The organism is Nitratireductor alexandrii, assembly GCF_004000215.1.
GTDB classification, from domain to species: domain Bacteria; phylum Pseudomonadota; class Alphaproteobacteria; order Rhizobiales; family Rhizobiaceae; genus Mangrovimarina; species Mangrovimarina alexandrii.
On the sequence record NZ_RBVY01000004.1, the window covers coordinates 528153 to 547451 of the forward strand.

Annotated in this window: 33 protein-coding genes; all 33 read right to left on the minus strand. The window is 64.3% G+C overall.

All coding sequences use genetic code 11. From position 1 onward, the window contains the following. Positions 1-26 precede the first annotated feature (26 nt). Complete coding sequence (crcB, locus tag EP380_RS12060) at positions 27-407, minus strand: fluoride efflux transporter CrcB (protein WP_127598796.1); 381 nt, start codon at positions 405-407, stop codon at positions 27-29. Positions 408-513: 106 nt separating this feature from the next. Next, positions 514-1080, minus strand: coding sequence for a flavodoxin domain-containing protein (locus EP380_RS12065; protein ID WP_106569167.1), 567 nt, complete (start codon positions 1078-1080; stop codon positions 514-516). Between the two features lie 30 nt (positions 1081-1110). Further along, positions 1111-1383, minus strand: a complete 273-nt coding sequence (locus EP380_RS12070) for a hypothetical protein (protein ID WP_238719837.1) — start codon at positions 1381-1383, stop codon at positions 1111-1113. Positions 1384-1480: 97 nt separating this feature from the next. Continuing rightward, positions 1481-1900: a hypothetical protein gene (locus EP380_RS12075; protein ID WP_199190384.1), complete on the minus strand. Its 420-nt coding sequence runs from the start codon at positions 1898-1900 to the stop codon at positions 1481-1483. Continuing rightward, the gene (locus tag EP380_RS12080) at positions 1897-3210 is read right to left on the minus strand and encodes a replication-associated recombination protein A (protein ID WP_106569165.1); all 1314 of its coding nucleotides are present in this window, start codon (positions 3208-3210) and stop codon (positions 1897-1899) included. Before EP380_RS12080 ends, EP380_RS12075 begins: the two co-directional genes overlap by 4 nt. A 17-nt stretch (positions 3211-3227) precedes the next feature. Next, the gene (locus EP380_RS12085) at positions 3228-4739 is read right to left on the minus strand and encodes a DegQ family serine endoprotease (RefSeq protein ID WP_106569909.1); all 1512 of its coding nucleotides are present in this window, start codon (positions 4737-4739) and stop codon (positions 3228-3230) included. 249 nt (positions 4740-4988) lie between these two features. Further along, complete coding sequence (gene rplQ / locus EP380_RS12090) at positions 4989-5420, minus strand: 50S ribosomal protein L17 (RefSeq protein ID WP_106569164.1); 432 nt, start codon at positions 5418-5420, stop codon at positions 4989-4991. A 43-nt stretch (positions 5421-5463) separates the two neighbouring features. Further along, the gene (locus EP380_RS12095) at positions 5464-6474 is read right to left on the minus strand and encodes a DNA-directed RNA polymerase subunit alpha (protein ID WP_106569163.1); all 1011 of its coding nucleotides are present in this window, start codon (positions 6472-6474) and stop codon (positions 5464-5466) included. 103 nt (positions 6475-6577) lie between these two features. Beyond that, positions 6578-6967 carry a 30S ribosomal protein S11 gene (rpsK, locus tag EP380_RS12100; protein ID WP_106569162.1) on the minus strand — a complete coding sequence of 130 codons (390 nt, stop codon included), beginning with the start codon at positions 6965-6967 and terminating at the stop codon, positions 6578-6580. A gap of 118 nt (positions 6968-7085) precedes the next feature. Beyond that, entirely contained in the window at positions 7086-7454 is a 369-nt protein-coding gene (gene rpsM / locus EP380_RS12105; protein ID WP_106569161.1) for a 30S ribosomal protein S13, read from the minus strand. A 189-nt stretch (positions 7455-7643) separates the two neighbouring features. Beyond that, positions 7644-8240 (minus strand): adenylate kinase, encoded by a 597-nt coding sequence (locus EP380_RS12110; protein WP_106569160.1) that lies wholly within the window; start codon positions 8238-8240, stop codon positions 7644-7646. Beyond that, the gene (gene secY / locus EP380_RS12115) at positions 8237-9577 is read right to left on the minus strand and encodes a preprotein translocase subunit SecY (RefSeq protein WP_106569159.1); all 1341 of its coding nucleotides are present in this window, start codon (positions 9575-9577) and stop codon (positions 8237-8239) included. Before secY ends, EP380_RS12110 begins: the two co-directional genes overlap by 4 nt. A 140-nt stretch (positions 9578-9717) precedes the next feature. Continuing rightward, positions 9718-10191, minus strand: coding sequence for a 50S ribosomal protein L15 (gene rplO / locus EP380_RS12120; protein WP_106569158.1), 474 nt, complete (start codon positions 10189-10191; stop codon positions 9718-9720). 19 nt (positions 10192-10210) lie between these two features. Next, positions 10211-10411 (minus strand): 50S ribosomal protein L30, encoded by a 201-nt coding sequence (gene rpmD / locus EP380_RS12125; protein ID WP_106569157.1) that lies wholly within the window; start codon positions 10409-10411, stop codon positions 10211-10213. Positions 10412-10442: 31 nt separating this feature from the next. Then, positions 10443-11000 (minus strand): 30S ribosomal protein S5, encoded by a 558-nt coding sequence (gene rpsE, locus EP380_RS12130; protein WP_106569156.1) that lies wholly within the window; start codon positions 10998-11000, stop codon positions 10443-10445. An 80-nt stretch (positions 11001-11080) separates the two neighbouring features. Continuing rightward, positions 11081-11440 carry a 50S ribosomal protein L18 gene (gene rplR / locus EP380_RS12135; RefSeq protein WP_106569155.1) on the minus strand — a complete coding sequence of 120 codons (360 nt, stop codon included), beginning with the start codon at positions 11438-11440 and terminating at the stop codon, positions 11081-11083. Positions 11441-11452: 12 nt separating this feature from the next. Beyond that, on the minus strand, positions 11453-11986 hold the full coding sequence (rplF, locus tag EP380_RS12140; RefSeq protein WP_127598797.1) for a 50S ribosomal protein L6: 534 nt from the start codon (positions 11984-11986) through the stop codon (positions 11453-11455). 39 nt (positions 11987-12025) lie between these two features. After that, the gene (gene rpsH / locus EP380_RS12145) at positions 12026-12424 is read right to left on the minus strand and encodes a 30S ribosomal protein S8 (protein ID WP_106569153.1); all 399 of its coding nucleotides are present in this window, start codon (positions 12422-12424) and stop codon (positions 12026-12028) included. A 12-nt stretch (positions 12425-12436) separates the two neighbouring features. After that, positions 12437-12742, minus strand: coding sequence for a 30S ribosomal protein S14 (gene rpsN, locus EP380_RS12150; RefSeq protein WP_106569152.1), 306 nt, complete (start codon positions 12740-12742; stop codon positions 12437-12439). A gap of 25 nt (positions 12743-12767) precedes the next feature. Further along, positions 12768-13325, minus strand: a complete 558-nt coding sequence (gene rplE, locus EP380_RS12155; protein WP_106569151.1) for a 50S ribosomal protein L5 — start codon at positions 13323-13325, stop codon at positions 12768-12770. Continuing rightward, complete coding sequence (rplX, locus tag EP380_RS12160; RefSeq protein ID WP_106569150.1) at positions 13318-13629, minus strand: 50S ribosomal protein L24; 312 nt, start codon at positions 13627-13629, stop codon at positions 13318-13320. The genes rplE and rplX overlap by 8 nt, the downstream gene beginning before the upstream one ends. A 12-nt stretch (positions 13630-13641) precedes the next feature. Continuing rightward, positions 13642-14010 (minus strand): 50S ribosomal protein L14, encoded by a 369-nt coding sequence (rplN, locus tag EP380_RS12165; protein WP_106569149.1) that lies wholly within the window; start codon positions 14008-14010, stop codon positions 13642-13644. Between the two features lie 65 nt (positions 14011-14075). Beyond that, on the minus strand, positions 14076-14321 hold the full coding sequence (gene rpsQ, locus EP380_RS12170) for a 30S ribosomal protein S17 (protein WP_106569148.1): 246 nt from the start codon (positions 14319-14321) through the stop codon (positions 14076-14078). 10 nt (positions 14322-14331) lie between these two features. Then, positions 14332-14532: a 50S ribosomal protein L29 gene (gene rpmC, locus EP380_RS12175; protein ID WP_106569147.1), complete on the minus strand. Its 201-nt coding sequence runs from the start codon at positions 14530-14532 to the stop codon at positions 14332-14334. A gap of 13 nt (positions 14533-14545) precedes the next feature. Then, a complete protein-coding gene (rplP, locus tag EP380_RS12180; protein WP_106569146.1) occupies positions 14546-14959 on the minus strand; it encodes a 50S ribosomal protein L16 in 414 nt (137 codons plus the stop codon). Between the two features lie 40 nt (positions 14960-14999). Continuing rightward, positions 15000-15707: a 30S ribosomal protein S3 gene (rpsC, locus tag EP380_RS12185; protein ID WP_106569145.1), complete on the minus strand. Its 708-nt coding sequence runs from the start codon at positions 15705-15707 to the stop codon at positions 15000-15002. Beyond that, positions 15707-16096, minus strand: coding sequence for a 50S ribosomal protein L22 (gene rplV / locus EP380_RS12190; protein WP_106569144.1), 390 nt, complete (start codon positions 16094-16096; stop codon positions 15707-15709). The genes rpsC and rplV overlap by 1 nt, the downstream gene beginning before the upstream one ends. Before the next feature lie 2 nt (positions 16097-16098). Continuing rightward, the gene (gene rpsS / locus EP380_RS12195; protein WP_106569143.1) at positions 16099-16377 is read right to left on the minus strand and encodes a 30S ribosomal protein S19; all 279 of its coding nucleotides are present in this window, start codon (positions 16375-16377) and stop codon (positions 16099-16101) included. A 13-nt stretch (positions 16378-16390) separates the two neighbouring features. Then, positions 16391-17224: a 50S ribosomal protein L2 gene (rplB, locus tag EP380_RS12200; RefSeq protein WP_106569142.1), complete on the minus strand. Its 834-nt coding sequence runs from the start codon at positions 17222-17224 to the stop codon at positions 16391-16393. An 18-nt stretch (positions 17225-17242) separates the two neighbouring features. Continuing rightward, positions 17243-17536 carry a 50S ribosomal protein L23 gene (locus EP380_RS12205; protein ID WP_106569141.1) on the minus strand — a complete coding sequence of 98 codons (294 nt, stop codon included), beginning with the start codon at positions 17534-17536 and terminating at the stop codon, positions 17243-17245. Beyond that, entirely contained in the window at positions 17533-18153 is a 621-nt protein-coding gene (gene rplD, locus EP380_RS12210; RefSeq protein ID WP_127598798.1) for a 50S ribosomal protein L4, read from the minus strand. Before rplD ends, EP380_RS12205 begins: the two co-directional genes overlap by 4 nt. After that, positions 18153-18881 (minus strand): 50S ribosomal protein L3, encoded by a 729-nt coding sequence (rplC, locus tag EP380_RS12215; RefSeq protein ID WP_106569139.1) that lies wholly within the window; start codon positions 18879-18881, stop codon positions 18153-18155. Before rplC ends, rplD begins: the two co-directional genes overlap by 1 nt. 69 nt (positions 18882-18950) lie before the next feature. Continuing rightward, positions 18951-19259 carry a 30S ribosomal protein S10 gene (rpsJ, locus tag EP380_RS12220; protein ID WP_007009511.1) on the minus strand — a complete coding sequence of 103 codons (309 nt, stop codon included), beginning with the start codon at positions 19257-19259 and terminating at the stop codon, positions 18951-18953. Positions 19260-19299 lie beyond the last annotated feature (40 nt).

The following is a 19299-nucleotide window of genomic DNA, read 5'->3' on the forward strand; positions in this document are numbered from 1 at the left end:
CATGTCCGTTTCAAGCCGCGCACTTATCATCCGGCAAGAGCTCTTGCGAGCCACAATCCGCAAAACAGAGCCCCCACCGCGCCAATCACGCTGGCGGCCATGTAGAATGCGGCCAGGCCGACGGCGCCACGCTCCCACAAAAGCGCCACCTCGAGCGAAAACGCCGAAAAGGTGGTGAAGCCACCCAAAAGCCCGGTGGCCACGAACAGGCGCAGTTCCGGCGGCGCGCCGACGCGGCGGGCGAGCAGTTCGACGAACAGCCCCATCGCGAAACCGCCGACTATGTTGACGCTCAGCGTTGCCCAGGGAAAGCCGGGCCCCAGCAGGCGCAGAAACAACAACCCGGTCAAATGGCGCAACGACGCGCCGATGGCGCCGCCGGCCGCGATGATGGCGATATCCTTCATGCGGCCACACCTTGGCCATCGCCGGCCCGGAGTCAATCGGGCCGCACGACCTGTTGCACCGCCAGACCTCCGGTGCGGGGCGCCTGACGCCCCGCCTCCGGCGTTCTCAGCCCGCCTGCCGCTTGGCGGCGGCCCGACCGTCGGCGCAGTGCTCGATGAAACCGGTCACGAAGGCGGCGAGCGCGTTCCAGTTGGTGAATTCGTGATCCTTGGTCACGTCGGTGGGCCCGCCCTCGCGATAGGCGATATGTTTCATCAACAGCCGCTTGAGGAAATCGTAGCGCGGATAGCGCAGCGCACCGGCCGCCTGGTGCACCAGCCCCGGATGCCAGCCGGTCTGATCGAAAAACGTCTGGGTGATCTTCTGAATCTCGGCATGTTCCTCCGGAAACGGCGACGCGGAGGCAAGCGAGACCGAAATGAAGGCCCCGGGCAGACCGGCGAGCGCGGTATCGTGTGCGCTCAGCCAATGCGCGATCGCGCTTGGAAACTGCCCCATATGGACCGGCGCGCAGACGATGACCGCATCGGCAAGATCAAGATCGGCGTCGCCAAGATCGCCGGCATCGAACACGGTGACCTGATGACCGAGGCTCTGGATCGTCGCCGAGACGGTGCGCGCGATCTTGCGCGTATGGCCCTCGACGGTTCCGTAAATGACGATGACATGCATGCGACTGTTCCTTTCCTTGTCTCGAAAGGGTCAGCAGACCCGCACCGCGCAAGCCTCGAAGGTGAAGTCGGTGTCAGGCCCGGTGCGCGAGGCATCGAACTGACGGCCGTCGACGCACTGGACACGCGCCTCGAAGACCTGCCGGCCACCGAGCTCGTATTCGCGCGCGGCAATGAAATAGGCGACTTCGCACTGCTTTTCGGCGGCGATGGCACGCGTGATCTCGTCCAGCCACGCCGGATCGGTGGATTGGGCCGCCGCAGGCAGCGCCAGCGCGCCGACGACAGGCAGGGCGGTGATCAACGTTCGGTAGGCCAAGGCACGTTCTCCGAAAACCGCGTCATATTCGCAGCCTTCGCGGCTTCGGTCCTTGATCCCGGTCAAGCGGCCCGCAAGCCCCTTACCGACGGAGCGCCGCCAGCTGGTCGCGCAGCCGAGCGCCGACTTGCAGACCGAGCGCGGCGGCCGGCCGATTGACGGCCGAGACGACGCCGCCGGCCAGACTATCGTCTGCCTCGCCGATGCGCGCCGTATCGTGGGCGACCGCGCAGGCGGCAATACCTGCGCGCGCCAGCCGGTCGAGCCCGGCAATGCCGGCCCGCTGCTTGCCGATGCCGGCATCGTTGAAGACGTAGAGCCTGGCTGCGACCGCCGCCGCGAAGCGGGCCGCGCTGACGCCGCCATGCGAGCCGGTCACCACCACCTTGCCGGCGTCCTCGGGCACGATCTGGGTGATGGAATCGATCAGCACGAGGTCGACATCGCCGATCTTGTCGCCGCGGCGACCGGATCCGGCGGTGTCGGCGTCGCGTCCGTTCATCCGCCCGAACGGTCCCGACGCAGCTTGGCCCAGTAGTCGAGCCGTTTGCGGATATCGCGCTCGAAGCCGCGCTCGGGCGGGTCGTAATAGGTCTGGCGCCCCATACGTTCGGGAAAATAGTCCTGGCCGGAGAACGCGTCGTCCTGGTCATGGTCGTAGAGATAGCCGCCGCCATAGCTCTCCGCCTTCATCAGCTTGGTCGGCGCGTTCAAGATATGCTTGGGCGGCATCAGCGAGCCGTGCTGCCTGGCGTCGCGCATCGCCGCCTTGAAGGCGGTATAGACGGCGTTCGATTTCGGCGCGGTGGCCAGATAGACGCAGGCCTCGGCCAAGGCCAGTTCGCCCTCGGGCGAACCGAGATAATCATAGGCGTCCTTTGCGGCATTGGCGACGACGAGCGCTTGGGGGTCGGCCAGGCCGATATCCTCGCTTGCCATACGCACCAGCCGCCGGCCGATATAAAGCGGGTCCTCGCCGGCATCGAACATGCGCGCGAGATAATAAAGGGAGGCGTCGGGATCGGAGCCGCGCACCGATTTATGCAGGGCGGAAATCAGATTGTAATGCCCGTCCTGGCCTTTGTCGTAGATCGGAGCGCGGCGCTGGACGATCTCCTGCAAGGCAGTCGCGTCGAACACCTCGTCCGTGCCCGCCGCGCGCCAGATCTCCTCGGCAAGCGTCAGCACCGCACGGCCATCGCCGTCGGCCATCCGCGTCAGCACGGCGCGCGCCTCCTCATCGAGCGGCAACGGTCGTCCCTCGGTCTCCTCGGCTCGTGTCAGAAGAAGCTCCAGAGCCTGGGCGTCGAGCGCCTTGAAAACCAGAACCCTTGCCCGCGACAACAACGCGGCGTTGAGTTCGAAGGACGGGTTTTCCGTCGTCGCGCCAACGAGGATCACCGTGCCGTCCTCCATCACCGGCAGGAAGGAATCCTGCTGGGCGCGGTTGAAGCGGTGGATTTCGTCGACGAACAACAAGGTCTGATGACCATTGGCACGCCGCAGCCGCGCCGCCTCGAACACCTTCTTGAGATCGGCGACGCCGGAAAAGATCGCCGATATCTGCTCGAAGGCGAGACCGGTCTCGCCCGCAAGCAGGCGCGCCACGGTGGTCTTGCCGGTTCCGGGCGGCCCCCAGAAGATCATCGACCCCAGCGAGCCCGAGCGGATCAACCGCGTCAGCGCGCCGTCCGGACCGGTCAGGTGCTCCTGACCGACGACATCGGCAAGTTTCTGCGGCCGCAGCCGGTCAGCGAGCGGGCGGGCCGGCTCGCGTTTCGGTGCCTCGTCGGCCTGGAACAGATCCCCCATGCGGTACGCACCACCCGTCAGTAACGCAGCATCTGGCGCAGCAACTGGCCGTCGCGTTCGACGGTGAAGCGCCACCAGCGCGTGTTTTCAGACGCCGCGGAGACGAGAGCCTCGACCGTGTCGATCGGCACACCGTTGACCTCGCGCACGATGTCGCGCGGCCTGAACCCGAACCCGGCCGCAGGCGATCCGCGCGGCACCTCGACCATCGCCACGCCCGTCGTGCGCGCCGGCAGGCGCAGGCGCTGGGCGAGACGTGGCGACAGCGTGGCCACCCTGGCGCCGGCAAACGGGCTCTCGCCGTCGATTTCGACAGGACCGCCGCCCCTGCCTTCGGGCGCCCGCGCCAGCGTCACCGAGATCTGGCGCCTGGCCCCCTGGCTCAGTATGTCGAACGCGACCGCGCTGCCCATTGGCTGCGTGGCCAGACGGTAGCCAAGCGCGTCGACATGCTCGATCGACGCGCCGTTGAGCGCCAGCACCACGTCGCCGGGCTTGAGCCCCGCGGTCGCCGCGGGGCCCTCGGCGTCGACCGCCGCCACCAGCGCGCCGGCCGGTCGCTCCATGCCGAGCGCCTCGGCGATCTGCGCGGTGACGGGCTCGAACTGCGCCCCCACGAACGGCCGTTCGAAATGGTCCTCGCCCTGCCGAGCGGCTTCCACGACGGCGCGCACCATGTTTGAGGGAATGGCGAAACCGATGCCGATCGAACCGCCGGTACGGCTGTAGATCGCGGTATTGATGCCGACCAGGCGGCCGGCCATGTCGATCAGCGCGCCGCCCGAGTTGCCCGGATTGATCGCGGCGTCCGTCTGGATGAAAAAGCCGAAATCGACGATGCCGATATGGTTGCGCGCCAGCGCCGACACGATGCCGCTGGTCGTCGTTTGGCCAACGCCGAACGGGTTGCCGATCGCCAACACCAGATCGCCGACCTCCAGCGCATCGGAATCGCCGATGGCGATGGTCGGGAAATCCGCATCAGCCTCGATCTTCAGAACCGCAAGGTCGAGCGATTCATCCTTGAGCAGGATCGCGCTTTCATATTCGCGCCCATCCGACAGCGCCACCTTGATGTCGTCCGCCTCGCCGATGACGTGATAATTGGTCACGATCAGGCCCGAGGGATCGACGATCACGCCCGAGCCGAGCGAGGACTGCACCCGGGGCGGCATGCGCCGGCCGAAAAACTGTTCGAAAAACGGGTCGCCGGCAAAGGGCGAACGCGCCGCCACCACTTGCTTGGCATAGACATTGACGACGGCCGGCGCGGTCTCGCGCACCAGCGGCGCGAACGACAATTGAATGTCCTTGCGGGCAAACGGCACCCTGCGCTCGGGACCGCTCTGCGTGGCCCCGGTTTCTGCGGGTTGGGTGTCGTCCTGCCCGTTCCGGCCAGGCAGGAGTTCGTTCAAAAGGCCGCGCAGCCCGCCGGCATCTTCCTGCGCATGCAAAGGCACCGCGGTGCCGAGCGGCATCAGGGCTGCGATTGCCAACGAGACCAGCGCGACGGCCAGCAATTTGCGCATCAACGAATCCTCCAAGGCGGCACTCGTCCCATTGTCACCCCGATTGTGCAAATTGGAAGGCGGCCCAAGGCCGTAACGGCCGCATCGGGCATGTTTGTGCGCAGCCGTTGTCCCGGTCGACCAGGCGGCGTCGCCCGCGGCCCGATCGCGGTGATGCGGCTGGCTCTTGCGTGCCTGAAAAAATGCCGCGCACGCAAAGAAGGGGCCGTCCGGCCCCTTCCAGCTCTTCCGATACTGACCTTGGGTCGCTTACGCGGCCTCGGTCTCCTCGACCTTGTCCTCGGCCTCGACGCGGGCGCGATCGGCAGCGCCCTTGGCCGAAACGTCGCGGTCGACGAACTCGATCACCGCCATCGGCGCGTTGTCACCGTGGCGGAAACCCGCCTTCATGATGCGCAGATAGCCGCCATTGCGCTCGGCGTAGCGCGGCGCGATGGTGTCGAACAGACGCTGAACCAGCTTGTCGCTGCCCACGCGCGAGATCGCCTGCCGGCGTGCGTGCAGATCGCCGCGCTTGCCGAGCGTGACGAGCTTTTCCACGATCGGACGCAGCTCCTTGGCCTTCGGCAAGGTGGTGGTGATCTGCTCATGCTCGATGAGCGATGCGGCCATGTTGGTGAACAGGGCCTTGCGGTGGCTTGCGGTGCGGTTCAGCCGGCGGCCGGAACGTCCGTGTCGCATGAGCCTTCTCCTTCAAATCCAAACTGTCCGGACCAGCCGGCTCTCAATACTGATCTTCGTAGCGCTTGGCGAGATCTTCGATATTGTCCGGCGGCCAGTCCGGCACTTCCATGCCCAGATGAAGGCCCATGGCGGCCAGGACTTCCTTGATCTCGTTCAAGGATTTGCGCCCGAAATTCGGCGTGCGCAGCATCTCGGCTTCCGTCTTCTGGATAAGGTCGCCGATATAGACGATGTTGTCGTTCTTCAGGCAATTGGCCGAACGCACCGACAATTCCAGTTCGTCGACCTTCTTCAACAGAGCCGGGTTGAAGGCCAGTTCGGTCACCTGTTCCTGGGCGACCTCCTTCTGCGGCTCCTCGAAATTGACGAACAGGCCGAGCTGGTCCTGCAGGATGCGCGCGGCAAACGCCACCGCGTCCTCGCCGGTGATCGACCCGTCGGTCTCCAGCGTCATCGACAGCTTGTCATAGTCGAGAACCTGGCCCTCGCGGGTGTTTTCCACCTTGTAGGACACTTTCTTGACCGGCGAGTACAGGCTGTCGACGGGGATCAACCCGATCGGCGCGTCCTCGGCACGGTTGCGCTCGGCCGGCACGTAACCTTTGCCGGTGTCGACGGTGAACTCCATGCGGATTTCCGCACCCTCGTCGAGCGTGCAGATGGCGTGATCGGGGTTGAGCACCTCGATGTCGCCGACCGTCTGAATGTCGCCGGCCACCACGACACCCGGCCCCTGCTTGCGCACGACCATGCGCTTGGGACCGTCGCTCTCCATGCGGATCGCGATTTCCTTGATGTTGAGGATGATGTCGGTAACGTCCTCGCGCACACCGGCGATGGAGGAGAATTCGTGCAGGACGCCGTCGATCTGGACGGCGGTGACTGCTGCACCGCGCAACGACGACAACAGCACGCGACGAAGCGCATTGCCGAGCGTCAGCCCGAAACCGCGTTCCAGCGGTTCGGCGACGAGTGTCGTCACCGTCTTGCTCTTGGACGAGAACTCGATCTTGTTGGGCTTGATCAGTTCCTGCCAGTTCTTCTGGATCATGTGTTTGTCCTTCCGGTACCCCGCCACCATCCAATCGTGGCGGGCGAGCTGGAAACCGCGGGGGAGCGCACCCGGCGCTCGTGCGGCGTGGTATCGACCTGCGTCAGACCCGGCGCTTCTTGCGCGGGCGGCAACCATTGTGCGGGATCGCCGTGACGTCGCGGATCGAGGAGATCGTGAAGCCGGCCGCCTGCAGCGCGCGCAGCGCCGATTCGCGGCCCGACCCCGGTCCGCTCACTTCGACGTCGAGCTGGCGCATGCCGTGTTCCTGGGCCTTGCGCGCGCAATCCTCGGCCGCGATCTGCGCCGCGAACGGGGTCGATTTGCGCGATCCCTTGAAGCCCTGGGCACCGGCCGACGACCAGGCGATGGTATTGCCCTGCGCGTCGGTGATGGTGATCATGGTGTTGTTGAAGGTCGAGCTGACATGCGCCACGCCCGACGAAATATTCTTGCGCTCGCGGCGGCGAACACGCGCGGCTTCCTTGGCCATATTATTCCTTTCGTTCGATATCGACGCCGCCGTAATGCCAGCGGCTACACCTTGACGGAGTGGCGGGTCTCACCCCCGGACCGGATCAACCGGCCCGACGGCCTCCGCCTGCCCGCTCTTACTTCTTCTTGCCGGCGATCGCCTTGGCCGGCCCCTTGCGGGTGCGCGCATTGGTATGGGTGCGCTGACCGCGAACCGGCAGCGACCGGCGATGGCGCAGACCGCGATAGCAGCCCAGATCCATCAGACGCTTGATGTTCATCGACACTTCGCGACGCAGATCGCCCTCGACCTGATAGTCGCGATCGATCGATTCGCGGATATGCATGATTTCGGCATCGGTCAGCTGGCTCACCCGGCGGTCGGCGGGGATATTCGCCTTGGCGACGATCTCGGCCGCGAACTTCGGGCCAATGCCGTGAATGTACTGCAGCGCGATGACGACGCGCTTGTTGGTCGGAATGTTGACGCCGGCTATACGAGCCATCTGTATCTCCATGTGGGCCGGCCATGCCGGCGCTTATCCAAAACCGCTTCGCGTCCGGTGGAGCCCGGCCCTTGCGAAGGTTCCCTTCAGATGCAACGACAAAGCCGAGCCGAACCGGCCCAGCCGACTGTCTGTCTGATGGGAGACGCGCCGCTATAGTCCAAGCAGCCCGTCCCGTCAACCGGTCATTCAGCGTACCGGCGCGATTTCCTGGAGAACGGCCTCGACCGCCTCGGTGACCGCGTCGATCGAGGCCATGCCGTCGACCCCGACCAGCTTGCCCTTGGCATGGTAATAGCCGATCAATGGCGCCGTCTTCTTGTAATATTCGCGCAGACGCTCGTCGAACACTTCCGGGTTGTCGTCCTTGCGCGGCGGCTGCCCGGCTGCCTGGGCCTCCTCGGCCCGCTTGACGATGCGTCCGACCAAGGCCTTGTCGTCGACGACGAGTTCGATCACCGCATCGAGACCCAGGCCACGTTCACACAGCATCGCTTCGACCGCGTCGGCCTGGGCCAGCGTGCGTGGATATCCGTCGAGGATGAAACCACGCGCGCAGTCCGGCTGGTCGATCCTTTCGCCAACGATGGCGTTGACGATCGCGTCCGAAACCAGTTCGCCTGCGTCCATGACCGCCTTGGCCCGGAGCCCGACATCGGTTTCGGCCTTGACGGCGGCCCGCAACATGTCGCCCGTCGACAGCTGCGGAATACCGTGTTTTTCGACCAGCCTTTGCGCCTGCGTCCCCTTCCCCGCTCCCGGCGGACCGAGCAGTATCAGCCTCATCGACCCCTCTTTCCTCCGCGAAGCTTCGATTTCTTGATCAGCCCCTCATACTGATGCGCGATCAGATGTCCCTGGACCTGCGAAACGGTATCGAGTGTTACGCTGACCACGATCAGGAGGGAAGTACCACCAAGGTAGAAGGGAACGCCGGTGGCCGAAATCAGGAACTCGGGCACCAAACAGACCAGAACGAGATAGATCGCGCCGACCACGGTGATGCGCGTGAGCACGTAATCGATATATTCGGCCGTCCGCTCGCCCGGGCGATAGCCGGGAATGAAGCCGGAATGCTTCTTCAGCTGGTCGGCCGTGTCCTTCGGATTGAACACGATCGCGGTGTAGAAGAAGGCGAAGAAGGCGATCATCGCCGCGTACAGGATCATGTAGAGCGGCTGACCGTGACCCAGCGTGGCCAGTATCGAATTGGCCCAGCCCGGCAAGGTCGACGTGTCGGAAAAGCCCGCGAGCGTCGCCGGCAGCAGAAGCAGCGAGGAGGCGAAGATCGGCGGAATGACGCCGGCCGTGTTGAGCTTGAGCGGCAGGTGCGAGGTGTCGCCCTGGAACATGCGGTTGCCGACCTGGCGCTTCGGATATTGGATCAGCAGCCGGCGCTGGGCGCGTTCGAAAAACACGATCAGCGCGATGAGCGCGATCGCCAGCACGATAATCGCCAGGATGATGCCGGTCGACAGGGCCCCGGTGCGGCCGAGTTCCAGCGTGCCGCCGAGCGCGGAAGGCAGGCCGGCGACAATGCCGGCAAAGATGATCAGCGAAATGCCGTTGCCGATACCGCGCGCGGTGATCTGCTCGCCCAGCCACATCAGGAACATGGTGCCGCCGACAAGCGTGATGACGGCCGAAATCCGGAAGAACCAGCCCGGATCGGCGACGATGTTGGTCCCGCTCTCCAATCCGACCGTGATGCCGTAGGCTTGGACGGTTGCGAGCAGCACCGTGCCGTAGCGCGTATACTGGTTGATGACCTTGCGGCCCTGCTCGCCTTCCTTCTTGAGCTGTTCCAGCGTCGGGATCACCGACGTCATCAACTGCATGATGATGGAGGCGGAGATGTAGGGCATGATGCCGAGCGCGAAGATCGCCATACGCTCGACCGCGCCGCCGGCAAACATGTTGAACATGCCGAGCACGCCGCCCGACTGCTGTTCGAACGCCTGGGCGAAGGCTTCCGGATTGATGCCGGGAATGGGGATATAGGTGCCGAGCCGGTAGACAAGCAGCGCGCCGAGCGTGAACCAGATTCTCTTTTTGAGATCCTCCGCCTTGGCGAAGGCGGCGAAATTGAGATTGGATGCTAGTTGCTCAGCAGCAGATGCCATGGAAAATTCTCCGCTTCGTCACGCCGCTGGTCCGTTCGTTCCGAACGGCGCGCGTCGCCGAAGCCCCGAGATAGGCTCCGGCCAGCCAAGATGCAAGCGGCGGCCTTGGGCCGCCGCTATCGGTCGCACCGGGTGCCGGTCTATTCCGCGGCGGGCTTTTCCGGCACTTTGACGGAACCGCCTGCCTTTTCGACCTTTTCCACGGCAGCCTTCGAGGCGCCGGCAATGTCGAAGGTCAGCTTGGCTTTCAGCTCGCCGTCCGAAACCAGGCGCACACCGTCCTTGACGCGGCGAATCACGCCGGCCTTGACGAGCGCCTCAGCCGTCACCGTCTCCTTGGCGTCGAGCTTTTTGGCATCGATCGCGGTCTGGATGCGGGCCAGCGACACGACGTTGAATTCCTTCGGGAAAGGAACCTTGAAGCCGCGCTTGGGCAGACGCCGGTAAATCGGCATCTGGCCGCCCTCGAAGCCGTTGATGGACACGCCCGAACGCGATTTCTGGCCCTTAACGCCACGACCGCCGGTCTTGCCCAGACCGGAGCCGATGCCGCGCCCGACACGCTTGCGCGAATGGGTCGCGCCGTCCTTGTCACTCAGTTCGTTGAGTTTCATGTCGATACTCCAGCGTCGCTCAGGCCTCGTCCACGACGCGGACGAGATGTTGCACTTTCGCGATCATGCCGCGCACGGAAGGCGTGTCCTCCAGCGTGCGCCGGCGATGCATCTTGTTGAGTCCCAACCCGATCAGCGTCGCGCGTTGCACGCCCGGGCGACGGATGGGACTGCCGGTCTGCTCGACCGTAACGGTCTTGCCGCTCTTTTTCTCAGCCATTGTCCTGCTCCTCAGTCAGCCGATCGACGGCCTATTCTTCGGCGGCGGCGGAGCCGCGGCGCGCCTGAAGCGACGAATATTTGATGCCGCGCTGGGCGGCGATGTCCTTGGGGTGCATCTGCTGCTTGAGAGCGTCGAACGTGGCGCGCACCATGTTGTAGGGATTGGACGTTCCCATCGACTTGGCGACCACATCGTGCACGCCGAGCGTCTCGAACACGGCGCGCATCGGACCGCCGGCGATGATGCCGGTACCGGCCTTGGCGGCGCGCAGAAGCACTTTGCCGGCGCCGTGGCGGCCGGCCACATCGTGATGCAGCGTACGGCCCGAACGCAACGGCACGAAGATCATCTCGCGCTTGGCGCTCTCGGTCGCCTTGCGGATCGCCTCCGGCACTTCGCGCGCCTTGCCGTGACCGAAGCCGACGCGGCCCTTCTGGTCGCCCACGACGACAAGTGCGGCGAAGCCGAACCGCCGGCCGCCCTTGACGACCTTGGCGACGCGGTTGATGTGAACGAGCTTGTCGACAAATTCGCTGTCGCGCTCGTCGCGGTCACGATTGCGACCGTCCCTGCGATCCTGTGCCATTATCCTGTTCCTTGTTCTTTTCCGGAAGCACGGTTGGTGTTGAGAACCCGCACGGCGTCACAAGGCCGTGCGGGCGGCGATTAGAAGCTCAGGCCGCCCTCGCGGGCTGCCTCGGCCAGCGCCTTGACGCGGCCGTGATAGAGATAGGCGCCGCGGTCGAAAACCACGTCCTTGACGCCGGCCTTGACGGCGCGTTCGGCAAGCAACTTGCCGACGGCGGCTGCCGCGTCCGCGTCCGCACCGGTCTTGAGCGACCCCTTGAGGTCCTTCTCGAGCGTCGACGCGGCGGCGACGGTATGGCCCTTCTGATCGTCGATGATCTGGGCGTAGATATTCTTCGACGACCGGTGAACCGAAAGCCGAAGGCGATCGCCCGACACCGCCTTCAACTGACGGCGAACGCGGGCGGCGCGGCGCTGAGCGGGATGCTTCGAAGCCATGGCCTGCTTTCCTTACTTCTTCTTGCCTTCTTTGCGCACGATGCGCTCGTCGGCATAACGCACGCCCTTGCCCTTGTAGGGTTCGGGGCCGCGATATTTGCGGATTTCCGCGGCGACCTGGCCGACCTTCTGATTGTCGATGCCGCTGACCACGATTTCGGTCGGCTTCGGCACCGCGATCTCGATGCCTTCCGGAGCCTCGTAGACGACCTCGTGGCTGAAGCCCAGCGAAAGCTGTAGCTTCTTGCCCTGCATCGCGGCGCGATAACCGACGCCAGTGATCTCGAGCCGCTTTTCAAAGCCGCTCTTCACGCCGTCGAGAATGTTGCCGATCATCGTGCGCGACATGCCCCACTTGGAGCGCGCGTCCTTGGACTGGTCGCGCGGGTCGACCTTGATGCCGTCATCGTCGAGCTTGACCAGAACTTCGTCATTGACGACGAAGGTGAGCTCGCCCTTCGGGCCCTTGGCCCTGACGGTCTGGCCGTCGACGCTGGCCGTGACGCCCTCGGGCACCGGCACGGGTTTCTTACCAATACGAGACATTTTCCCGTCCTCGTCTTCCTGTTCCGTTTCCCAGCCCGATCAGAAGATCTGGCACAGGACCTCGCCACCGACATTGTTCTCGCGCGCCTCGTGGTCCGCCATCACGCCCTTGGGCGTGGACAGGATCGAGATGCCGAGGCCGTTGGAAACCTGCGGGATCGACTTGGCCGATACGTAGACGCGCCGACCGGGCTTCGACACGCGGGCGATCTCGCGGATCACCGGCACGCCGTCGAAATATTTCAGTTCGATCTCGATTTCCGACTTGCCGTTGTCGAAATCCGTCTGGCTGTAGTCGCGGATATAACCTTCCGACTTCATCACTTCCAGAACGCGGGCACGCAGCTTGGACGCCGGCGTCGATACCGTGTTCTTCTTGCGGCCATAGGCGTTGCGGATGCGGGTCAGCATATCGCCGAGAGGATCACTCATGGACATCGCACGCCCTCCTTACCAGCTCGACTTCACAAGGCCCGGGATCATTCCCAGCGAGCCCAGTTCGCGCAGCGCCACACGAGACATGTTCAGCTTGCGATAATAGGCACGCGGGCGACCGGTCACCTCGCAGCGGTTGCGGATACGCACCTTCGAGGAGTTGCGCGGCATCGCGGCAAGCTTGAGCTGGGCGCGGAAGCGGTCTTCCATCGGCAGGCTGCGGTCCATCACGATCGCCTTGAGCGCGGCGCGCTTGGCGGCATGGCGCGCAACGAGCTGGCGGCGGCGCTTGTTCTTTTCGACTGAGCTGGTCTTTGCCATTTCAGATTGTCCTTTCTCGCTGCCGTTACTGCCTGAACGGGAAGTTCAGGGCCTTCAGCAAGGCCCGAGCCTCGTCGTCGGTCGGGGCAGTCGTACAAACGATGATGTCCATTCCCCAGATCTGATCGACCTTGTCGTAATTGATCTCGGGAAACACGATATGTTCCTTGATGCCCATGGCGAAATTGCCGCGGCCATCGAAGCTCTTCGCATTCAGCCCGCGGAAGTCACGCACGCGCGGCAGCGCGATCGTCACCAGACGATCGATGAAGTCGTACATGCGATCCTTGCGCAGCGTCACCTTGGCGCCGATCGGCATGCCCTCGCGAACCTTGAAGCCGGCGATCGAGTTGCGGGCGCGGGTCACGACCGCCTTCTGGCCGGCGATCAGCGCCAGGTCTTCCGCCGCCGTGGTCGGCTTCTTGGAATCCGCCGTGGCCTCGCCGACACCCATATTGATGACGACCTTGTCGAGACGTGGAACCTGCATCTCGTTGGCGTAGCTGAACTGGTCGCGAAGCGCCTTGCGGATCGTCTCCCTGTAGAGCGTCTTCAGGCGGGGTTCGTAAGCCTTCTCAGACATCGATCGTTACTCCCGAGCGCTTGGCGACGCGCACCTTCTTGCCGTCCTTGACCTCGAAGCCGACGCGGGTCGGCTTGCCGTCCTTGGGATCGGCCAGCGCGAGGTTGGACAGGTGGATCGGCGCGTCGATCGCGACGATGCCGCCTTCCTGGGTCTGCGTCTGCCGCTGGTGGCGGCGTACAACGTTGATGCCGCGCACGACCGCCTTGTCGTCCTTCGGCATGACCTTCAAAACTTCACCGGTGCGGCCCTTGTCCTTGCCGGCGAGCACGACGACTTTGTCGCCCTTACGGATCTTCTGCATCAGTCCGGCTCCTTAAAGCACTTCCGGCGCGAGCGAGATGATCTTCATGTGGCTCTTCGCGCGCAGTTCGCGCGGCACCGGTCCGAAGATACGCGTGCCGATCGGCTCTTTCTTGTTATCCACCAAGACGGCGGCATTCTTGTCGAAACGAATGACGCTGCCGTCCGGACGACGGATATCCTTGGCCGTGCGAACCACGACCGCCCTCATCACATCGCCCTTCTTCACGCGGCCGCGCGGGATGGCTTCCTTGACCGACACCACGATGATGTCGCCGACGGAAGCGTATTTCCGCTTCGAGCCGCCCAGCACCTTGATGCACATGACACGACGGGCGCCGGAATTATCCGCGACGTCGAGGTTTGTTTGCATCTGAATCATGACTGGCCGCCTTCTTCTTGTTCAGGGGGACAGGCCAACGCCCTCCCCGGCTTCCTTGATCGTTGCTATTCGGCCTGCGCTTCGGTCGTCACCACGACCCAGCGCTTGTCCTTCGAAATCGGCCGCGATTCCTGGATGAGCACGGTATCGCCGACCTTCAAGCTGTTGGCCTCGTCATGCGCCTTGTAGTTCTTCGACGTACGCACGGTCTTCTTCATCACCGGATGGGTGAAGCGACGCTCGACCTTGACGACGACGGTCTTGTCGTTCTTGTCAGACACGACCGTGCCCTGCAGGATGCGCTTTGGCATGTGTTTGTCCTTACGCCTTCTTGTCCGCCGACTTCTCGGCGACGATGGTCTTGATACGCGCAATGTCCCGACGGACCTGCTTGACGCGCGCGGTCTTCTCGATCTGACCGGTGGCCTGCTGGAAGCGCAGGTTGAACTGCTCCTTCTTCAGGCCGGCGAGATCGTCGGTAAGCTGGTCGAGGGTCTTGGCCCTGATATCCGAGGCTTTCATCTGTCAGCCCTTTCTATTCGACGATGCGCTGCACGAAGCGCGTCTTGACGGGGAGCTTGGCAGCGCCGAGCCGCAGCGCCTCGCGCGCGATCGTCTCGTTGACGCCGTCGAGCTCGAACATGATCCGGCCTGGCTTGACCCGGCAGACCCAGTAATCCACCGAGCCCTTGCCCTTGCCCATGCGGACTTCGGTCGGCTTCGACGTCACCGGCACGTCAGGGAAGATACGGATCCACACCCGGCCCTGGCGCTTCATCTCGCGGGTGATCGCGCGGCGTGCGGCCTCGATCTGGCGCGCGGTCACGCGCTCCGGCTCGAGTGCCTTCAGGCCGAAGGACCCGAAATCGAGATTGGTGCCGCCCTTGGCCGCGCCATGGATCCGACCCTTGAACTGCTTGCGGAACTTCGTGCGCTTCGGCTGCAGCATCGTTTTCTACTCCAAATTCCGTTTTGCCCGCGGCAACCGATCAGGCGTTTTCGCGACGACGGCCACCGCCGCCCTGATTCTCGCTCTCGGCCACGCGGCGTTCGGACGCCATCGGGTCGTGCTCGAGGATCTCGCCCTTGAACACCCACACCTTGACGCCGCAGATGCCGTAGGCGGTCTGCGCCTCGGCGGTCCCGTAGTCGACGTCGGCGCGCAGCGTATGCAGCGGCACGCGGCCCTCGCGATACCATTCCATACGGGCGATCTCGGCCCCGCCGAGACGGCCGGAACAGTTGATGCGGATGCCTTCCGCGCCCAACCGCATGGCCGACTGCACCGCGCGCTTCATGGCGCGCCGGAACGCGACACGGCGCTCGAGCTGCTGGGCGATCGACTGCGCGATCAGCGTCGCGTCGATCTCGGGCTTGCGCACCTCGACGATATTGAGATGCGTCTCCGACTGGGTCATCTCGGTCAGCTTGCGACGCAGCTTCTCGATGTCGGCGCCCTTCTTGCCGATGATCAGGCCCGGGCGCGCGGCATGGATCGTCACGCGGCACTTCTTGTGCGGACGCTCGATCACCACCTTGGAAATCGCGGCCTGCTTGAGTTCGGACATCAGATATTTACGGATCTTGATGTCCTCGTGCAGCAGCTTGCCGTATTCGCCGGTATTGGCGTACCAGCGCGAGTCCCAGGTCCGGTTGATGCCGAGACGAAGCCCGACCGGATTGACTTTCTGGCCCATCAGGCGGCCTCCACGTTGTCTTCTACTTCGCGAACCACGATCGTCAGGTTCGAGAATGGCTTCTCGATGCGGCTGGCGCGACCACGGCCGCGCGCATGAAACCGCTTCATGGTGATCGACTTGCCAACGAAGGCTTCCGCCACGACCAGCGAATCAACATCGAGATCGTGGTTGTTTTCCGCATTTGCGATCGCGGATTCCAGTGTCTTTCTGACCGTGCCGGCGATGCGCTTGCGCGAGAATTCGAGATCCGCGAGCGCGCTCGCCACCTTCTTGCCGCGGATCATCGCGGCCACCAGGTTGAGCTTCTGAGGGCTGACGCGGATCGTGCGCAACACGGCGCGCGCCTCGTTGTCAGCAAGCCGGCGCGGAGCTTTGGCCTTGCCCATGGTTATTTCCTCTTCGCCTTCTTGTCCGCCCCGTGGCCGTAATAGGTCCGGGTCGGCGCGAATTCACCGAATTTATGCCCGACCATGTCTTCCGACACGGAAACCGGCACGTGCTTCTGGCCGTTGTAAACGCCAAAGGTCAGGCCGACGAACTGAGGCAGAACGGTGGAGCGACGGCTCCAGATCTTGATCACCTCGTTGCGGCCGCTCTCGCGCACCTTCTCGGCCTTCTTCAGCATGTAGCCGTCGATGAAAGGGCCTTTCCAGACTGAGCGGGTCACTTCGCGTTACCTCTTATGACTTGCGCGCATGACGCGAGCGCATGATGAACTTGTCGGTCGACTTGTTGGAGCGCGTGCGCTTGCCCTTGGTGGGCTTGCCCCAAGGCGACACCGGATGGCGACCGCCCGACGTGCGGCCTTCGCCGCCGCCGTGCGGATGGTCGACCGGGTTCATGGTCACGCCGCGATTGTGCGGACGCTTGCCGCGCCAGCGCGTGCGACCGGCCTTGCCGTCATTGATATTGGCGTGGTCGGGATTGGAGACCGCGCCGATCGTGGCCATGCACGAACCGTGCACCAGGCGCTGCTCGCCGGAATTCAGTCGCAGGATCGCCATGCCCTGGTCGCGACCGACCAGCTGCACATAAGCGCCCGCCGACCGCGCCACCTGGCCACCCTTGCCGGGCTTCAGCTCGACATTGTGCACGATCGAGCCGATCGGCATCGCCGACAGCGGCATCGCATTGCCCGGCTTCACGTCCACCGACGCGCCGGCGATCACCTTGTCGCCGACCGCCAGGCGCTGCGGCGCCAGAATGTAGGACAACTCGCCGTCGTCGTAGCGCACCAGCGCGATGAACGCCGAACGGTTCGGATCGTATTCCAGCCGCTCGACCGTCGCCGACACGTCGACCTTGCGCCGCTTGAAGTCGACCACGCGATAGGTCCGCTTGTGGCCGCCGCCGATGAAGCGCGCCGTCACCCGGCCGGCATTGTTGCGGCCGCCGGATTTCGTCAGACCCTGCGTCAGGCCCTTGACCGGCTTGCCTTTGTAGAGGCCGGAGCGATCGACGATGATCAGCTGACGCTGACTCGGCGTGATCGGATTGTACTTCTTGAGTGCCATAACCCTACCTCAAGCCTCTCAAAGACCCGTCGCGATATCGATCGACTGGCCCTCGGCCAGCGTCACGACGGCTTTCTTGACATCGCTCTGCTGGCCGATAGTGCCGCGGAACCGCTTCACCTTGCCCTTGCGAACGAGCGTGTTGACGGCCATGACCTTGACGCCGAACAGCGCCTCCACGGCAGCCTTGATCTCCGGCTTCGACGCCTTGCGGGCGACCTTGAAGACCACCTGGTTGACTTCCGAGGCCATGGTCGACTTTTCGGTGATCACCGGGCTGACGATCACGTCGTAATGGCGCAGATCCGTCATTTGAAACGCTCCTCGAGCGCCTCGATGGCCGATTTCGACAGAACCAGCGTACCGCGGCGCAAAATGTCGTACACATTGATGCCCTGGATGGGCAGCACGTCGATATTGGGGATGTTCGCCGCCGCCTGCTTGAAGTTGGCGTCGATCTCCGCGCCGCCGATCATCAGCGCGTTGTCGAGACCGAGCTTCTGGAAGCTGGCGACCAAGGCCTTGGTCTTGGCCTCGGGCAGCGCCAGATCGTCGATCACGATCAGGTTCGACGCCTTGGCCTTCGCCGACAGGGCGTGTTTCAGGCCGAGCGCGCGCACCTTCTTGGGCAGTTCGTGCTCATGGCTGCGCACCACCGGCCCGTGGGCCCGGCCGCCGCCGCGGAACTGCGGAACCCGCGCCGACGAGTGACGGGCGCGGCCCGTCCCCTTCTGCCGGTACATCTTGGCACCGGTGCGCGAAATCTCCGAGCGCCCCTTGGTCTTGTGGGTGCCCTGCTGCTTCTTGGCCAGCTGCCAGCGCACGACGCGCTGCAACAGGTCCTCACGCGGGTCGAGCCCGAAAATCTTGTCCGACAGCGACGCCTTGCCCGCGTCCTTGCCGGCCAGCGTTGTGATCTTGATATCCATCACTCGGCACCTTCCTGAGCGGCGGCTTGACTTGCGCCGGCATCGTTCGCGGCAGCAGCCCGGAACGCGGCCGGCTTCGGCGCATTGTCCGGCAGCGAAGCCTTGACGGCGTCGCGCACCAGGATCCAGGCGCCCTTGGAACCGGGAACCGCGCCGCGCACCAAAATCAGGCCGCGGTCGACATCGGTCGACACCACTTCCACGTTCTGGGTGGTGACCCGCGTCTGGCCCATGTGGCCGGCCATTTTCTTGCCCTTGAACACCTTGCCGGGGTTCTGGTTCTGGCCGGTCGAGCCGTGCGTGCGGTGCGAGATCGAGTTACCGTGGGTCGCGCGACCGCCACCGAAATTGTGACGCTTCATCACGCCCTGGAACCCCTTGCCGATCGAGGTGCCGGTCACGTCCACCTTCTGCCCCGCGACGAAATGGTCGGCCGTGATCTCGGCGCCCACGTCGAGCAGGCATTCCGGGGATACGCGGAATTCGGCCAGCTTCGACTTGGGCTCGACGGACGCGGTGGCGAAATGGCCCCGCAGCGCCTTGGTCGTGTTCTTGACGCGGGCAAGCCCTACGCCGAGCTGGACAGCCGTGTAGCCGTTCTTTTCCTGGGTGCGCTGCGCAACAACCTGACAGTTCTCCATCCGCAGAACCGTCACGGGCACGTGTTCGCCCGCTTCGTTGTAGATGCGCGTCATCCCCACCTTCTGTGCGATAACACCTGAACGCATCGGTTCGATTTCCTTCTCAAGAGTTCCCGGGCGGGGCTCGAGCGCCCCACCGCGCCTCTTCTCAGCTCGTTAGAGCTTGATCTCAACGTCGACGCCGGCGGCCAGGTCGAGCTTCATCAGCGCATCGACCGTCTGCGGCGTCGGATCCACGATGTCGAGCAGACGCTTATGCGTGCGCATCTCGAACTGTTCGCGGCTCTTCTTGTCGATATGCGGCGAGCGGTTCACGGTGAACTTCTCGATCCGCGTCGGCAGCGGAACCGGCCCGCGCACATTCGCCCCGGTACGCTTGGCCGTCGACACGATCTCCCGGGTCGAGGCGTCGAGCACACGGTGGTCGAACGCTTTGAGGCGAATTCGGATATTTTGTCCGTTCATGGATAGTGTCCTTGTTTGGCGGGGTGCGGCGGGATTGCCG

What these genes read in the sequence shown, in the direction of transcription:
- crcB (WP_127598796.1), bottom strand. Translation starts at nt 407, where the DNA reads ATGAAGGATATCGCCATCATCGCGGCCGGCGGCGCCATCGGCGCGTCG.
- EP380_RS12065 (WP_106569167.1), bottom strand. Translation starts at nt 1,080, where the DNA reads ATGCATGTCATCGTCATTTACGGAACCGTCGAGGGCCATACGCGCAAG.
- EP380_RS12075 (WP_199190384.1), bottom strand. Translation starts at nt 1,900, where the DNA reads ATGAACGGACGCGACGCCGACACCGCCGGATCCGGTCGCCGCGGCGAC.
- EP380_RS12080 (WP_106569165.1), bottom strand. Translation starts at nt 3,210, where the DNA reads ATGGGGGATCTGTTCCAGGCCGACGAGGCACCGAAACGCGAGCCGGCC.
- EP380_RS12085 (WP_106569909.1), bottom strand. Translation starts at nt 4,739, where the DNA reads ATGCGCAAATTGCTGGCCGTCGCGCTGGTCTCGTTGGCAATCGCAGCC.
- rplQ (WP_106569164.1), bottom strand. Translation starts at nt 5,420, where the DNA reads ATGCGACACGGACGTTCCGGCCGCCGGCTGAACCGCACCGCAAGCCAC.
- EP380_RS12095 (WP_106569163.1), bottom strand. Translation starts at nt 6,474, where the DNA reads ATGATCCAGAAGAACTGGCAGGAACTGATCAAGCCCAACAAGATCGAG.
- rpsK (WP_106569162.1), bottom strand. Translation starts at nt 6,967, where the DNA reads ATGGCCAAGGAAGCCGCGCGTGTTCGCCGCCGCGAGCGCAAGAATATT.
- rpsM (WP_106569161.1), bottom strand. Translation starts at nt 7,454, where the DNA reads ATGGCTCGTATAGCCGGCGTCAACATTCCGACCAACAAGCGCGTCGTC.
- EP380_RS12110 (WP_106569160.1), bottom strand. Translation starts at nt 8,240, where the DNA reads ATGAGGCTGATACTGCTCGGTCCGCCGGGAGCGGGGAAGGGGACGCAG.
- secY (WP_106569159.1), bottom strand. Translation starts at nt 9,577, where the DNA reads ATGGCATCTGCTGCTGAGCAACTAGCATCCAATCTCAATTTCGCCGCC.
- rplO (WP_106569158.1), bottom strand. Translation starts at nt 10,191, where the DNA reads ATGAAACTCAACGAACTGAGTGACAAGGACGGCGCGACCCATTCGCGC.
- rpmD (WP_106569157.1), bottom strand. Translation starts at nt 10,411, where the DNA reads ATGGCTGAGAAAAAGAGCGGCAAGACCGTTACGGTCGAGCAGACCGGC.
- rpsE (WP_106569156.1), bottom strand. Translation starts at nt 11,000, where the DNA reads ATGGCACAGGATCGCAGGGACGGTCGCAATCGTGACCGCGACGAGCGC.
- rplR (WP_106569155.1), bottom strand. Translation starts at nt 11,440, where the DNA reads ATGGCTTCGAAGCATCCCGCTCAGCGCCGCGCCGCCCGCGTTCGCCGT.
- rplF (WP_127598797.1), bottom strand. Translation starts at nt 11,986, where the DNA reads ATGTCTCGTATTGGTAAGAAACCCGTGCCGGTGCCCGAGGGCGTCACG.
- rpsH (WP_106569153.1), bottom strand. Translation starts at nt 12,424, where the DNA reads ATGTCCATGAGTGATCCTCTCGGCGATATGCTGACCCGCATCCGCAAC.
- rpsN (WP_106569152.1), bottom strand. Translation starts at nt 12,742, where the DNA reads ATGGCAAAGACCAGCTCAGTCGAAAAGAACAAGCGCCGCCGCCAGCTC.
- rplE (WP_106569151.1), bottom strand. Translation starts at nt 13,325, where the DNA reads ATGTCTGAGAAGGCTTACGAACCCCGCCTGAAGACGCTCTACAGGGAG.
- rplX (WP_106569150.1), bottom strand. Translation starts at nt 13,629, where the DNA reads ATGCAGAAGATCCGTAAGGGCGACAAAGTCGTCGTGCTCGCCGGCAAG.
- rplN (WP_106569149.1), bottom strand. Translation starts at nt 14,010, where the DNA reads ATGATTCAGATGCAAACAAACCTCGACGTCGCGGATAATTCCGGCGCC.
- rpsQ (WP_106569148.1), bottom strand. Translation starts at nt 14,321, where the DNA reads ATGCCAAAGCGCATCCTGCAGGGCACGGTCGTGTCTGACAAGAACGAC.
- rpmC (WP_106569147.1), bottom strand. Translation starts at nt 14,532, where the DNA reads ATGAAAGCCTCGGATATCAGGGCCAAGACCCTCGACCAGCTTACCGAC.
- rplP (WP_106569146.1), bottom strand. Translation starts at nt 14,959, where the DNA reads ATGCTGCAGCCGAAGCGCACGAAGTTCCGCAAGCAGTTCAAGGGTCGG.
- rpsC (WP_106569145.1), bottom strand. Translation starts at nt 15,707, where the DNA reads ATGGGCCAGAAAGTCAATCCGGTCGGGCTTCGTCTCGGCATCAACCGG.
- rplV (WP_106569144.1), bottom strand. Translation starts at nt 16,096, where the DNA reads ATGGGCAAGGCCAAAGCTCCGCGCCGGCTTGCTGACAACGAGGCGCGC.
- rplB (WP_106569142.1), bottom strand. Translation starts at nt 17,224, where the DNA reads ATGGCACTCAAGAAGTACAATCCGATCACGCCGAGTCAGCGTCAGCTG.
- EP380_RS12205 (WP_106569141.1), bottom strand. Translation starts at nt 17,536, where the DNA reads ATGACGGATCTGCGCCATTACGACGTGATCGTCAGCCCGGTGATCACC.
- rplD (WP_127598798.1), bottom strand. Translation starts at nt 18,153, where the DNA reads ATGGATATCAAGATCACAACGCTGGCCGGCAAGGACGCGGGCAAGGCG.
- rplC (WP_106569139.1), bottom strand. Translation starts at nt 18,881, where the DNA reads ATGCGTTCAGGTGTTATCGCACAGAAGGTGGGGATGACGCGCATCTAC.
- rpsJ (WP_007009511.1), bottom strand. Translation starts at nt 19,259, where the DNA reads ATGAACGGACAAAATATCCGAATTCGCCTCAAAGCGTTCGACCACCGT.